At 68.9% G+C, this 13,211-nt stretch carries 12 protein-coding genes; all 12 read right to left on the reverse strand.

The genetic code is table 11. From position 1 onward, the window contains the following. Nucleotides 1–35: 35 nt before the first annotated feature. Nucleotides 36–2,303, reverse strand: coding sequence for a heavy metal translocating P-type ATPase (locus J2S22_RS05115; RefSeq protein ID WP_272777215.1), 2,268 nt, complete (start codon nt 2,301–2,303; stop codon nt 36–38). Nucleotides 2,304–2,534: 231 nt separating this feature from the next. Continuing rightward, nucleotides 2,535–3,035, reverse strand: coding sequence for a FixH family protein (locus J2S22_RS05120; RefSeq protein ID WP_272777216.1), 501 nt, complete (start codon nt 3,033–3,035; stop codon nt 2,535–2,537). 23 nt (nt 3,036–3,058) lie between these two features. Then, nucleotides 3,059–4,504: a cytochrome c oxidase accessory protein CcoG gene (gene ccoG, locus J2S22_RS05125; RefSeq protein ID WP_272777217.1), complete on the reverse strand. Its 1,446-nt coding sequence runs from the start codon at nt 4,502–4,504 to the stop codon at nt 3,059–3,061. A gap of 114 nt (nt 4,505–4,618) precedes the next feature. After that, on the reverse strand, nt 4,619–5,488 hold the full coding sequence (gene ccoP / locus J2S22_RS05130; protein ID WP_272777218.1) for a cytochrome-c oxidase, cbb3-type subunit III: 870 nt from the start codon (nt 5,486–5,488) through the stop codon (nt 4,619–4,621). Between the two features lie 5 nt (nt 5,489–5,493). Continuing rightward, on the reverse strand, nt 5,494–5,655 hold the full coding sequence (locus J2S22_RS05135) for a cbb3-type cytochrome c oxidase subunit 3 (RefSeq protein ID WP_272777219.1): 162 nt from the start codon (nt 5,653–5,655) through the stop codon (nt 5,494–5,496). A gap of 8 nt (nt 5,656–5,663) precedes the next feature. Continuing rightward, a complete protein-coding gene (ccoO, locus tag J2S22_RS05140) occupies nt 5,664–6,398 on the reverse strand; it encodes a cytochrome-c oxidase, cbb3-type subunit II (RefSeq protein WP_272777220.1) in 735 nt (244 codons plus the stop codon). A 13-nt stretch (nt 6,399–6,411) separates the two neighbouring features. Beyond that, nucleotides 6,412–8,064, reverse strand: coding sequence for a cytochrome-c oxidase, cbb3-type subunit I (gene ccoN / locus J2S22_RS05145; RefSeq protein WP_272777221.1), 1,653 nt, complete (start codon nt 8,062–8,064; stop codon nt 6,412–6,414). A 133-nt stretch (nt 8,065–8,197) separates the two neighbouring features. Further along, on the reverse strand, nt 8,198–9,316 hold the full coding sequence (locus J2S22_RS05150) for an AbrB family transcriptional regulator (RefSeq protein WP_272777222.1): 1,119 nt from the start codon (nt 9,314–9,316) through the stop codon (nt 8,198–8,200). 317 nt (nt 9,317–9,633) lie between these two features. Beyond that, nucleotides 9,634–10,452, reverse strand: coding sequence for a helix-turn-helix domain-containing protein (locus J2S22_RS05155; RefSeq protein WP_307155801.1), 819 nt, complete (start codon nt 10,450–10,452; stop codon nt 9,634–9,636). A 365-nt stretch (nt 10,453–10,817) separates the two neighbouring features. After that, entirely contained in the window at nt 10,818–11,180 is a 363-nt protein-coding gene (locus J2S22_RS05160) for a response regulator (protein WP_272777224.1), read from the reverse strand. 145 nt (nt 11,181–11,325) lie between these two features. Next, nucleotides 11,326–11,961, reverse strand: coding sequence for a response regulator transcription factor (locus J2S22_RS05165; protein WP_272777225.1), 636 nt, complete (start codon nt 11,959–11,961; stop codon nt 11,326–11,328). Beyond that, on the reverse strand, nt 11,933–13,177 hold the full coding sequence (locus J2S22_RS05170) for a two-component system sensor histidine kinase NtrB (protein WP_272777226.1): 1,245 nt from the start codon (nt 13,175–13,177) through the stop codon (nt 11,933–11,935). The genes J2S22_RS05165 and J2S22_RS05170 overlap by 29 nt, the downstream gene beginning before the upstream one ends. Between the last annotated feature and the right edge of the window lie 34 nt (nt 13,178–13,211).

A 13,211-nucleotide genomic window follows, 5' to 3' on the forward strand; every position in this document is an offset into this window, starting at 1 on the left:
GGCGGCGCCCGGGTCCGGCCTTCGCTCTCAGGGGGTCATATGGGGCGGGCGGCGGCCGGCGCAAAGTCCGCATCGGCGGCGGCCCGACGCGGCCGCGCCCGCAGGGCGTTGAGGATCACCAGCATCGAGGAGCCCGACATCGCGACCGCCGCGACCAGCGGGGTCGCGTAGCCGATGATCGCGATCGGCACGGCGACGGCGTTGTAGACGACGGCCAGCCACAGGTTCTCGGTCATGATCCGGCGGGCGCGGCGCGTCACCGCGAGCGCCGTCGCCACCGGCTGCAGCCGGTCGCCGAGGAACACCGCGTCGGACGCCGACTGGGTGAGGTGCGCGGCCGTGACGGGCGACAGCGACACGTCGGCCGCGGCGAGCGCCGGCGCGTCGTTGATGCCGTCGCCGACCATCAGCACCTTGCGGCCGGCGGCGCGCAGCGCCTCGACATGGGCGATCTTGTCGGCCGGCGTGGCGCCGGCCCGGACGGTCGACACCCCGAGCTGGCGCGCCACATGGGCCACGGCGGCCTCGCGGTCGCCGGAGAGGATCTCCACCGCGTAGCCCTTCGCCCGCAGGCCGGCCAGCACGGCGGTCGCGTCCTCACGCAGCCGCTGACGCACCGCGAACACGGCGGTCCGGGTGCCGTCCCGGAAGGCGATCACCGAGGCCTCCGGATCGGTGGCGGCGACCCGGGCGGCCTCCTGCTCGGCGCCGCACCAGGACGGCCGGCCGAGCAGGACCTCGCGGACGAGGCCGTCGTCGCCGTCCACGGTCGCGCTCACCCCCTGCCCCGGCTCCTCGCTGGCGCCGTCGAGCGGCGCGTTGGCACCGGCGGCGCGGGCGATGGCGGCGGCGAGCGGGTGCCGGCTGGTCAGCGCGAGCCGCCCGGCGAGCGCCAGCGTCTCCGGCGGGACGCGGCCGGCGTCGACCAGCTCGGGCTCGGGCAGCGTCAGGGTGCCGGTCTTGTCGAACACGATGGTGTCGACGCCGGCCAGCCGCTCGATGGCGTCGCCCGAGGACAGCAGCACGCCGCCGCGGAACAGCGCCCCCGACGCGACCACCTGGACGGCCGGAATGGCGAGGCCGAGGGCGCACGGGCAGGTGATGATCAGCACCGCCACGGCGGTGACGACGGCGAAGTGCCAGCCGGCGCCGAGCAGCAGCCAGCCGACCACCGTGGCGAGCGCCGTGAGGTGGACGACCGGCGCATAGAGCCGCGCCGCCCGCTCGGCGAGCCTCACATAATGCGAGCGCGCCTCGACGGCGCGGTCGAGGAGCCGCGTCACCTCGTCGAGCAGGGTGCCGCGGTCGGCGGCGCCGACCCGCACCCGGAGCGTGCCGTTGACGTTGAGGGTGCCGGCATAGACGAGCGTGCCGCGCTCGGCCGTCACGTGTGCGGTCTCGCCCGTGACGAGGCTCTGGTCGATCTCCGAGCGGCCGTCCTCGACCTCCCCGTCGACCGCGATGCGCTCGCCCGGCCGCACCAGCACGAGGTCGCCCGGCCGGATCGCCGCGACCGGCACCTCGCTGATCTCGTCGGCGGAGACGAACTTGGTCGCCGTCTCGGCCTTGAGCGCGGCGAGGTTCGCCGCCACGGCGCGGGTGCGGCGGCGCATGTTCTGGTCGAGCCAGCGGCCCGCCAGCAGGAAGGCGAGCAGCATGACGGCCGAATCGAAATAGGCGTGCTCGGCGTGATGCAGGGTCTCGAACACCGACAGTCCGAGCGCCAGCAACACGCCGAGCGTGATCGGCACGTCCATGTTGAGGCGGCCGGCCATCAGGGCGCGGGTCGCCGAGCGGAAGAAGGGCTGGCCCGCATAGGCGACGGCCGGCAGCGCGATCAGGGCGGAGAGCCAGTGGAAGAAGTCGCGCTGCTCCGGGGTGATGTCGGAGACGTTGCCGGACCACACCGAGACCGACAGCAGCATCACGTTCATGGCCGCGAAGGCGGCGACGCCGAGGCAGCGCAGCAGGAACCTGGCCTCCTGCTGCTCGTCCGCCTCCATCCGGCGCGAGTCGTAGGGATAGGCCTTGTAGCCGAGCGCGGCGAGGCGACCGACGATCGCGGTCGGATCGAGCCGCTCGGGCCCCTCGCCCTCCTCCCACTCGATGGCGACCCGGCCGCTGGTCAGGTTGGCGCGCGCCTGGGTGACGTGCGGCAGCGCCCCGAGCCCGCCCTCGATCTCGAACATGCAGGCCGCGCAGGTCATGCCCTCGACCGCGAGGTTCAGGCGCGCCCGGCCGTCGTCGAGCTTCTCGACGAAGTGCGAGAGATCCGGATGGGTGAGATCGGGGGTCTCGGTCATGTCGGTATGCCCTCAGAGCCCGTCACGCGGCACGGCGCTGCCCCTCTCCCCTCGCGGGAGAGGGTGGCTCGCCGCAAAGCGGCGAGACGGGTGAGGGGGCCCTCCACAGGCTCGGAGTTCGCGGAGAGCCCCCTCACCCGCCCTCGCGTTCCGCGAGGGCACCCTCTCCCACGGGGGGAGAGGGCTCGTCGGCGCGAGTGCCTCGCATGGAATCACGCCGAGCGGCCCCGATCAGGGCAGCACGACGCGGTTCTTCGACAGGTAGACGCGGTCGCCGCCGCGCTCCGCCTCGATCACCAGCTCCCACAGGCCGGCGGGGACGTTCTCGGCCTCGCCGCGATAGATCCCGATGCCGCGCTCGGCGATCTCGACCGGGCGGTCCTCGCGCCTGTCGGTCGGCCGCGCCAGCCGGGCCGTGACGGCGAGCCCGCTCACCGGCCGGTCGGTGGCGTCGCGCGCCTCGATGCGCACGCTCGCCTTGTCGCCGTTCCGCTCGACATGCGCGGCGACCTGCCACGCGCGCGACGCCTGCGCCTGCGCCGCGGTGATCTCGCCGTTGTAGGCGAGGCTGGCCCGGTAGGCGCTGTCGACCACGGTGCCCGGCAGCGTGTCGATGGCGAGCTTCATCATGATGCCGTTGACCCCGATGACCACGGCGAAGAAGGCGACGATGTAGATCGCGACCCGCCGTCCGGTCAGAGGCCGGCCGGCGGCCGGAGTCTCCGTCTCCATTCCAACGCTCCCTGTCGTGGCCGTCACGGGCCGAAGAAATGATCGCCGACCGTCGCCGTGTCGCCGGAGTCGACGTCGCGCACCGTGAACGTGATGGCGTTCGACTTCTCGATGCGGGCGGCGGGCGGCACCGTGACGAGCACGCGGACCTCGCGGGTCTGGTCGGGGCCGACCGCCACGATGGTGCGGCTCGCCGGCTCCTCGCCGATCACGTGCAGGGTCGGGATCGGCACCCCGGAGGCGGTGAGCTCAAGGGTGCGCAGATCCGAGCGCTTGTTGAGGAAACGGATCGTGTAGGCGTTGCGGATCGACCCGTCCGACAGGGCGACGAACAGGGGATTGCGATCGTGCAGCACGTTGATGTCGATCAGCGTGCGGGTGGAGAGCGTGTAGAGCATCACGGCGCCGACCAGCGCGATGACGCCGGTGTAGATGATGGTGCGGGCGCGGACGAAGCGGTAGATCGGCGCCTCCCCGGCGAGCCGACGCTCGATGTTGACGTCGTTGTCGTAGGCGATCAGGCCGGTCGGTCGGCCGACCTTGGCCATCACGGCGTCGCAGGCGTCGATGCACAGGCCGCACTGGATGCAGCCGAGCTGCGCCCCGTGCCGGATGTCGACGCCGGTCGGGCAGACGGCGACGCACTGCAGGCAGTCCACGCAGTCGCCGGCCTTCTGGCCGAGCGCCCGCAGGTCGGCCGCCTTCTTGATCGAGGTACGCGGCTCGCCGCGGTCGTAGCGATAGGTGACGTTGAGGGCCCACTCGTCGGTCAGGGCCGCCTGGATGCGCGGCCACGGGCACATGTAGATGCAGACCTGCTCGCGCATGTGGCCGGCGAGCGTGTAGGTCGTGAAGGTCAGGATGCCGATCGCCGCATAGGCGACCATGGGGGCCTGGAAGGTGGCGAGATCCTTCACCAGGGTCGGGGCGTCGGCGAAGTAGAGCACCCAGGCGCCGCCCGTCCACCAGGCGATCACCAGCCAGATGGAGTGCTTGAGGGCGAGCTCGCCGACGCGGCGCGCGGTCAGCCCTTCCTTCGCCTTCTTCATGCGCTCGCGGCGGTCGCCCTCGATCCAGCGCTCGACCGCGTAGAACAGGTCGGTCCAGACCGTCTGCGGGCAGGCGTAGCCGCACCAGACCCGGCCGGCGACGGCGTTCATCAGGAACAGCACCATCGCGGCGATCACCAGGAGGCCGGTGAAGTAGTACACCTCCTGGGGCCACAGCTCGATGAAGAAGAAGTAGAAGCGCCGGTTCGGCAGGTCGACCAGGACGGCCTGGCTGGGCGAGTTCGGGCCGCGATCCCACCGGACAAAGGGCAGCAGGTAGTAGATGCCGAGGAACACCGCCATCAGCACCCATTTGACGGTGCGGAAGCGGCCGTGGACGCTCTGCGGATAGTTCTTCTTGGCCGCCTCGTAGAGAGGGGCGTCGAGGGCGGCGACGGGCGGCTTGACGGGCATGTTCATGGGCGGGGGTACCATGTGCTCCGGAGGAGGGACCGCCCCGGCCCCGGGCCGGGACGGTCCATTCTTACGCCGCGGTCGTGACCGCGAGGTTGATTATTCTCAAACTTGAATACGTCAGCGGCCTCCGCCGAGCGTATGGACGTAGACGGCGAGCGCCTTGATGGTGACCGGGTCGAGCCGGTCGGCCCAGGCCGGCATCACGCCGCCGCGCGAGTTGGTGATGGTCTCGACCAGGCTCGCCTCGTCGCCGCCGTAGAGCCAGATGCGGTCGGTGAGGTTGGGCGCACCGAGCTCCTGGTTCCCCTTGGCGTCCTCGCCGTGGCAGACCGCGCAGTTGTCGGCGAACAGCTGCTTGCCGGCGGCGAGATCGACGCCCTGGCGGGTCGGCTGGCCGGACAGCGAGAGCACGTAGTTCGCCACCTGGACGATCTCGTCCTTCTTCAGGGTCCCGTCCTTGCCGAAGGCCGGCATCTGGTTCTCGCGCGCCTGGGCGTTTCCGGAGCGGATGCCGTACTGGATCGTCTGGTGGAGGGCGTCGAGCGTGCCGCCCCACAGCCAGTCGTCGTCGTTGAGGTTCGGGTACCCCTTCGAGCCGGTGGCGCCGGAGCCGTGGCAGGGGGCGCAGTTGTCGCCGAAGGCGGCCCGTCCCTGCGCCCGCGCGAAGGCGAGCAGCGCCTGGTCCTTCTCGATGTCGGCGAGGTCGGCCTTGGCGAGCAGCGCGGCCTTCTCGCCGCGCAGCGCCTGGAGCGCCGCCATGTCGGCCGCGACGTTCGCCCGCGACGAGTAGCCGAGCAGGCCGGACGTGTAGCTGGAGACCAGCGGCCAGGCCGGATAGGCGACCATGTACAGGGCGGCCCAGATGCAGCAGGCGTAGAAGGTCCACAGCCACCAGCGCGGCAGCGGCGTGTTCAGCTCCTTGATGCCGTCCCACTCGTGCCCGGTCGTCGCGGTGCCGGTGACGGCGTCGATCTCGTTCTTCGCCATGGTCTTCAGTCCTCCCGCAGAGGCAGCTTGGCCGCGTCGTCGAAGGCCGCGCCGTTGCGCGGCCACAGGGCATAGGCGAGCACCGCCAGGAACAGGGCGACGAAGATGGGCGTCCACCAGTTCGCGACGAAGGTGGTGATCAGCGACAGGCCGGGTTCGGGTCGCATGGTCCCTCTCAGCGCAGGTTTGCTTTGTCGTTGTAGAGCTTGAGGTCGACGAGCGTGCCCATCATCTGGAGATAGGCGACGAGGGCGTCCATCTCGGTGACGCGCGACGGGTTGCCGTCGTAGTCGCGCGCCGTGCTCTTCGGGTAACGCCCCTGGAGATCGGCGGCGCTGGGATCGTCGAGCGTCGCCTGGACCTTGGCGTCCTTGGCGGCGTTCTTGATCTGCTCTTCGCTGTAGGGAACCCCGACGGTCTGCAGCGCCTTCATGTGGGCGGCGAGCCCCTTGAGATCGAGATCGGCCTGCGCCAGGAACGGGTAGCCCGGCATCACCGACTGCGGCACCACGGCGCGCGGGTTCTTCAGATGCGCGACGTGCCACTCGTCCGAGTACTTGCCGCCCACCCGCGACAGGTCCGGCCCGGTGCGCTTGGAGCCCCACTGGAACGGGTGGTCGTACATCGACTCGGCGGCGAGCGAGTAGTGGCCGTAGCGCTCGACCTCGTCCCGCAGCGGCCGCACCTGCTGCGAATGGCAGGTGTAGCAGCCCTCGCGGATGTAGACGTTGCGTCCGGCGAGCTCGAGCGGGGTGTAGGGCCGCATGCCCTCCACCTTCTCGATGGTGCTCTTCAGGTAGAAGAGCGGCGCGATCTCGACGAGCCCGCCGATCGAGACGACCAGCAGGATGCCGATCAGGAGGAGGATCGAGTTCTTCTCGAGAATCTCGTGCTTGGCCATGAGCGACATGGTCGTTCCTCCCTTACTCGGCCGGCTGCATGGCGGGCCGCGCGACGGGGGCCGGTTCGCCCGACCGCACCGTCATCCAGACGTTCCAGGCCATGATCAGCGAGCCGATCACGAACAGGGCGCCGCCGAGCGCCCGGATGGCGTAGAACGGATGCATCGCCTCGACGGTCTCGATGAACGAGTACTCGAGGAAGCCGAGCGACGTGTAGGCGCGCCACATCAGGCCCTGCAGGATGCCGGACACCCACATCGCCGAGACGTAGAGCACGATGCCGATGGTGGCGATCCAGAAGTGCCAGTTGACGGCCTTGAGGCTGTAGAGCTGCTTCTTGTTCCACAGCCAAGGCACCAGGCAGTAGACGGCGCCGAACGAGACGAAGCCGACCCAGCCGAGCGCGCCGGAGTGGACGTGACCGACGGTCCAGTCGGTGTAGTGGCTGAGCGAGTTGACGGCCTTGATGGACATCATCGGCCCTTCGAAGGTCGACATGCCGTAGAAGGCGACCGACACGACCAGCATGCGCAGGACCGGGTCGGTGCGCAGCTTGTCCCAGGCGCCCGACAGGGTCATCAGGCCGTTGATCATGCCGCCCCAGGACGGCATCCACAGCATGATCGAGAAGGTCATGCCGAGCGTCTGCGTCCAGTCGGGCAGCGACGTGTAGTGGAGATGGTGCGGGCCGGCCCAGATGTAGAGGAAGATCAGGGCCCAGAAGTGCACGATCGACAGCCGGTAGGAGTAGACCGGCCGCTCCGCCCGCTTGGGCACGAAGTAGTACATGATGCCGAGGAAGCCGGCGGTCAGGAAGAAGCCCACCGCGTTGTGGCCGTACCACCACTGGAACATCGCGTCCTGCACGCCCGACCAGACGATGTAGGACTTCGACCCGAAGACCGAGACCGGCAGGGTCGGATTGTTGCCGAGGTGCAGCACCGCGATGGTGACGATGAAGGCGAGATAGAACCAGTTGGCGACGTAGATGTGCGGCTCTTTCCGCTTGATGATCGTCACCAGGTAGACGAGCAGATACACGACCCAGACGATGGTCAGCCACAGGTCGGCGTACCACTCCGGCTCGGCGTACTCCTTCGACTGGGTGACGCCGAGCAGATAGCCCGTGCCGGCGATGACGATGAAGAAGTTGTAGCCGAGCACCACGAACCACGGCGCCATGTGGCCGGCGAGCCGCGTCCGGCAGGTGCGCTGCACCACGTAGAAGGAGCTCGCGATCAGCACGTTGCCGCCGAAGGCGAAGATGACGGCCGAGGTGTGCAGCGGCCGCAGGCGCCCGAAGTTGAGGAACGGCAGATCGAAGTTCAGCACCGGATAGGCGAGCTCGAGCGCGATCCACAGGCCGACCGTGAAGCCGGCGACGCCCCAGAACACCGCCGCCGCCGTGGCGAACTTGATCGGGGCGTCGTTGTAGTTGGCCCGCCCGTCGTCGGTCTCCTGGCCGGGCAGTTCGGCCGGACGGTTGAAGTAGCCCCGGAAGATCATGAACACGGCCGCGACGCTCGCCGCCGCGGACAGATAGGCGTGAAACGCGAACGGCGCGTCCTGCGCCTTCGCGGCTCCGACGAGACAGAGCAACGTCGTCACGGCGAAGACGAACGCCAGTCCGCCTTCTCCGAAAGTCATGGTCTTGCGAACCGTCGATTGAGCCATGGATGGGGCCTTGGGTTGCGGCGTTACAAGGTCGGGCTGAACGAGGAGCGTGTCGGACTAGTCAGGATGCTCGGCACGCTCGCATTGATGAAAGTCAATCCTGGCGAGTGTCAGGGGCCGTTGATTGTCCAGATTACTTGACAACGGTATCGTCTCCCTTGCGTCTGCGCAGTCTCGCCACGTATCGGATCACCACCGGCAAGGAAAAGGACACTGCGAAGACCCGCGCGATGTGATGGGCGCCGACGAAGACCGGGTCGATATGCAAAGCCAGGGACAGCACCATCATCGCGTCGATGGCACCCGGCGAGAACGCGACGGTGAGATCGCCGACCCTCAGGCCGAGCAGCAGCGTGAGCGCCAGCACGAACACGGCCGAGACGCCGACGGCGACCGTGAACGATCCGAGCGCGGCGGCCAGATAGGACAGCACCAGCGTGACCGAGGTGCCGGCGAAGCGCGAGCCGCTGACCGCGCCGAGCCCGATCATGCCGGCGATCGTCACCCAGGCCGGCAGCGTCACGGTGACGAGACCGGTGCCGTGCAGCACCGCCGAGACCGTCATCGGGCCGATCATCAGGCCGCCCGGGAAGCCGATCCGCATCAAGAGCAGGCCGACCGCGATGGCGAGGACGACCAGGACGGCGAGCTCGGCCGGCGCGGCGAGCAGGCCGGAGGGCGGCGCCGCGAGTCCGGTCGGGCCGCCCTGCCCGAACGCCGCCAGCACCACCGGGACGCCGACCGTGAGGATGACGACCCGCATGGTCTGGACGATGGCGATGCCGCGCACGTCGCACTTCTCCTCGACCGCGTGGGCGAGCACCTGGGAGAGCGCACCGGGCACGCCGGCGAACAACGCCGTCATGGCGTCCCAGCCGTGCACCTTGCGGAGATAGAAGGTGGTGGCGACGGTCACGCATCCCATCGCCACCACGACGGCCGCGATGCTGATCGGCCAGGCGGCGATTCCGTGCAGCGAGGCCGGGCTGACGACCCCGCCGAGCGACAGGCCGACGATGACGAAGAAGCCGCGCGCGACCGCGCGTGGCACGCCGACCGGGCGACCGGCGAGCGCCGCGACCGCCGTGGTCACCATGGCGCCGGCGAGCCAGGCGGCGGGAATCTTGGCGAGATCGAACAGCACCGCGCCGACGGTGGCGATCACCAGGGTCTCGAAAAGATGGCGCGGGCTCGGGAGCGGCCGCTTGCTGCCCGGGTCTGGGCGCACACTGTCGTTCGAACGCGTCTGCATCGGGGGTCCTGCGTTGCGCGTTCTCTTAGAGCATTTTCAAACCGAACGGGACCCCGCTTCGTGAGAGAATTTTGAGCCGTCGCACCGGCCGTCCCGCGACCGGCCTCTCATGCACGACTCCGCATCTGTCTGCACCGCCACGTCGCGCGTCGCGTGCGCTCCTTCGCGTCACGCGGGCAAAAAAAAGCGCCGTACGAATCGTACGGCGCTTCGAGTTGAAGAGGATCGCCCGGGGAGGAGATGGACGATCGCTCCGAAACGGAGTGTCGCGATCAGCCGTCGCCGTGCGGCGAGACGCACGCGTGCCGGTGCACCCGTCAGTGCGCCCCGGTGAGCTGGCAGATGCGACAGACGTCGTGGACCCGCACCTCTTCCTGCTTGTCGATCGCGATGATGCCGCGACGACGCAGCTCCGAGAAGGCACGCGACACGGTCTCCAGCGTCAGGCCGAGATAGTCGGCGATCTCCTGGCGGGTCATGCCGAGGCGGACGACGGCGGAGTCGCCGCCACAGCGCGGCCCGGCGCAGTTGAAGCCGCCGCGGCCCGGCACGCAGTGCATGACGAAGGTGGCGACCCGCTCCAGCGCCGACTTGCGGCCGAGCAGGACGGCGTGCTCGTGCAGGGCGCAGAGCTGGGCGTGGACATGGGCGCTGAGACGGCGGAGCAGCTCGGGCGACTGCTCCACGGCGGCGCGCTCGTAGGCGATCACGTTGCAGGAGACCAGCGTCTCGGCCGAGCAGTCGTACACGGGAAGGGCCGAGAGGCCGAACACGTCGCCGGCGCTGAGCAGCTCGACCACCTGCCGACGACCGTCGGGGAGGAGCTTGTAGAGCATCACGGCGCCGTCGACGAGCTGATACATGCGATCGGCACGATCGCCCTCGCGGAAGATGTGGGCGTGCTGGCCCACCCGCTGGCGCTGCCCCTGGGGCTCCTCGTCACGACGATTGGACGTCTGGACGGGGGCTGGGCGATGAGAGGAAGGGAGTCGGCAGGGCGACTCGACCGCAACAGAAAAGGATCGCTGTGCGACGGCTGGCTTCATGGGGGTCCTCGCCGGACGAGCCGGGGGTTGAAACGCTCGGCAGCGCAATGAGACATTAGCGGAGGTGATCGCCGAGGCGTAATCTGGCATGAATGCTTACGGAGAAACCCTTATCCTAAAATGCTTTTAATTCCAGTGAGTTGAACGGGCACGTGCGGACCCCCGAAGAGCCGTTTCGGAGGCCTCGGAGAGGTCGATCGGGGTGGATTTCTGCCGTGCCTCGGTGATTGCATCGCAGCAATCGACTGTCAAGCGGGCTTTACGTTTCGACGGCGCCTCGGCGTTTTGAACTTTCGACCTACGAGCTTTTCCGGATCAGCCGCAGGCGCGCGAAGAACGCGGTTTTCCACACGCGCGAGACCGCCCGGAACGGCGGCGGCGGTGATCGCCGACCGGCCCGATCCCGAGGCACGTCATCGGCCGGGTGCCGGACGGGCGACGCGAGGCCGCCGCGCTCAGGCGCGCAGGCTGGCGAGCTGCTGCGTGATGGCGCCGTGCGACAGCGGCTTGCGGATGATGCTCATCTCGCCGAGCCCCGGGATGCCGCGAAGCTGCAGATCGATCGTGTTCTGCGACTGCCCCGACATGGCGACGATGCGGGGCGGGTCCTTGAGGCTGTTCAGCCACCGGATCAGCTCGGCGCCACTGATCCCGGGCAGGATCAGGTCGACGAAGACGATGTCCTTCCCGGACGGCGGCGCGCTGCGGAAGAAGTCCTCCGCATCGGCATGGCAAACGACCTCGAACCCCAGATGTTCCAACAGGATGGCGAGCGAGTCGCTCACCCCGGGATCATCCTCGACAACATACACGGCCATGGAGAGACCTGTCAGCTCGCAGCTCACGAGCTGCCCAGCCTCCAAGATCGGAGCACCTCGCCAACAGCTCAATTCGTATAAAACGCTAAGTGCTACTACTTATGAGCTGTCGGCCGGAGGATATGGGGAGGGGGTCGGGGAACGTTCAGGAGTTGCGGGGCGACTCCGAGAGAACGATGCGGACGAGGTCGGCGGCGTTCTTGGCGCCGAGCTTCTCCATGATTCGGGCCCGGTGCACCTCGATGGTGCGCGGGCTGATGCCGAGCTGGCGTCCGGCCTCCTTGTTGGAGGCGCCGGCGGCGATCAGGTTGAGCACCTCGCGCTCGCGCGCCGTGAGGAGGTCGCTGCCCGGGAACTGGGTGAGCGTCTCGCCGAGACCGGCACGGGCCTGGCGGCGGCTGGCCGCCTCGATCGCGTCGCGCACCCGGTTGACCACCGTCTCGGCATCGAACGGCTTCTCGATGAAGTCGAAGGCGCCGTTCTTGATCGCCTCGACGGCCATCGGGATGTCGCCCTGCCCCGAGATGATGAACACCGGCGCCGGATAGTTCTTGGCGTTCAGCTCCTTGAGGATGTCGAGCCCGGACCGCCCCGGCATGTGCACGTCGAGAATGATGCAGGCCGGCGCACGCGACCGCACGGCCGCCAGGAACGAATGCCCGTCCGCGAAGGTGGTGACGTGATAGCCTTCCAGGGTCAGCACGACCGAGAGGGCGTCGCGGACCGCGGGATCGTCGTCGATGATGTGGATCTCACCAGCCGCGGTGGCGTTCTGACCCATTGTGTCCGTCCTTGGTTTCTGACGTCGCGCCGGCGTTCGCCTCGTCCGGCAGCGGAAGGAGCAAGGTGAAGCAGGCTCCACGCCCTCGACCGCCCGGATCGACGATGAGATCGCCGCCGTGGGTCTGAGCGATAGATTTCGAAATAGCAAGGCCGAGTCCGAGCCCCTGGCTCTTGGACGACGAAAAAGCCTTGAACAATTCGGCGATGCCCTCCGGCGGGATGCCGGGGCCGCTGTCCAGCACGCTCATCGCCACCCCGTCGGGCCGCAGCGTGGTGGAGACCCGCACCACCTGGACGTCGCAACTCTTGATGGCTTCCAGGGCGTTGCGCACCAGGTTGACCACCACCTGCTGGATCTGCACCGGGTCGACCTGCACGCGCGGCAGGTCGACGCCGAGATCGCGCACGATGCGGGTGCCGGGCGGGCTGCCCAGGATGGTGAGCTCGAGCGCGTCCTCGATCATCGGATTGAGCTCGACCAGCTTGCGCACCGGGTCGCGCTTCTCGATGAACTGGCGCATCCGCTGGATGATGCTGCCGGCCCGCTCGGCCTCGTGCACGGCCTTCTCGAGGATCGTCATCACGCTGGCCGGGATGGCGTTGGCGGCGCCCTGCTTGGCGCAGGAGCGCTCGACCGCCTGCAGGTAGAGCATCAGGGCGGTCAGCGGCTGGTTGAGCTCGTGGGCGAGCGCCGCCCCCATCTCGTCGACGGCGGAGACCCGCGCCATCCGCACCAGGTTGGCCTGGAGCTGGGCGAGCCTCTGCTCGCTCTCGTTGCGGGCGCGGAGATCCCGCATGATGCCGATGAACTGCCGGCCCGCCGAGGTGACCGCCTCGCCGACCGAGAGGTGGACCGGGATCACCGTGCCGTCGCGGTGCTGCGCCATGACCTCGCGGCCGATGCCGATGATCTTGCGGCGACCGCTGGAGAGGTAGTTTCCGATGTAGCCGTCGTGCGCCCGCGCATGGTCGTTCGGCATGATGGCGTTGACGTTGCGGCCGAGCATCTCGACCGCCGTGTAGCCGAACAGGCGCTCGCACGCCTTGTTGTAGGTGAGCACGATCCCGCGTTCGTCGATGATGATGATTCCGTCGGCGGCGGTGTCGAGAACGCTGGCGAGCTGGGCGTCGGAAATCGCGGGGACCGTCCGTTGGCTGTTGCTCGCACTGCCACCGGGCGGGGCTTCGGCGCGATCGAAGGGTTTCATGGACATGCCGACCGGTCCTCGAATCCGCCCTCGGGGTGCG

Source organism: Rhodoplanes tepidamans (assembly GCF_030813915.1).
GTDB lineage: Bacteria > Pseudomonadota > Alphaproteobacteria > Rhizobiales > Xanthobacteraceae > Rhodoplanes > Rhodoplanes tepidamans.

Excerpts from the sequence above, each read along its gene's own strand:
- J2S22_RS05115 (WP_272777215.1), bottom strand. The coding sequence starts at position 2,303 with ATGACCGAGACCCCCGATCTCACCCATCCGGATCTCTCGCACTTCGTC.
- J2S22_RS05120 (WP_272777216.1), bottom strand. The coding sequence starts at position 3,035 with ATGGAGACGGAGACTCCGGCCGCCGGCCGGCCTCTGACCGGACGGCGG.
- ccoG (WP_272777217.1), bottom strand. The coding sequence starts at position 4,504 with ATGAACATGCCCGTCAAGCCGCCCGTCGCCGCCCTCGACGCCCCTCTC.
- ccoP (WP_272777218.1), bottom strand. The coding sequence starts at position 5,488 with ATGGCGAAGAACGAGATCGACGCCGTCACCGGCACCGCGACGACCGGG.
- J2S22_RS05135 (WP_272777219.1), bottom strand. The coding sequence starts at position 5,655 with ATGCGACCCGAACCCGGCCTGTCGCTGATCACCACCTTCGTCGCGAAC.
- ccoO (WP_272777220.1), bottom strand. The coding sequence starts at position 6,398 with ATGTCGCTCATGGCCAAGCACGAGATTCTCGAGAAGAACTCGATCCTC.
- ccoN (WP_272777221.1), bottom strand. The coding sequence starts at position 8,064 with ATGGCTCAATCGACGGTTCGCAAGACCATGACTTTCGGAGAAGGCGGA.
- J2S22_RS05150 (WP_272777222.1), bottom strand. The coding sequence starts at position 9,316 with ATGCAGACGCGTTCGAACGACAGTGTGCGCCCAGACCCGGGCAGCAAG.
- J2S22_RS05155 (WP_307155801.1), bottom strand. The coding sequence starts at position 10,452 with ATGCCAGATTACGCCTCGGCGATCACCTCCGCTAATGTCTCATTGCGC.
- J2S22_RS05160 (WP_272777224.1), bottom strand. The coding sequence starts at position 11,180 with ATGGCCGTGTATGTTGTCGAGGATGATCCCGGGGTGAGCGACTCGCTC.
- J2S22_RS05165 (WP_272777225.1), bottom strand. The coding sequence starts at position 11,961 with ATGGGTCAGAACGCCACCGCGGCTGGTGAGATCCACATCATCGACGAC.
- J2S22_RS05170 (WP_272777226.1), bottom strand. The coding sequence starts at position 13,177 with ATGTCCATGAAACCCTTCGATCGCGCCGAAGCCCCGCCCGGTGGCAGT.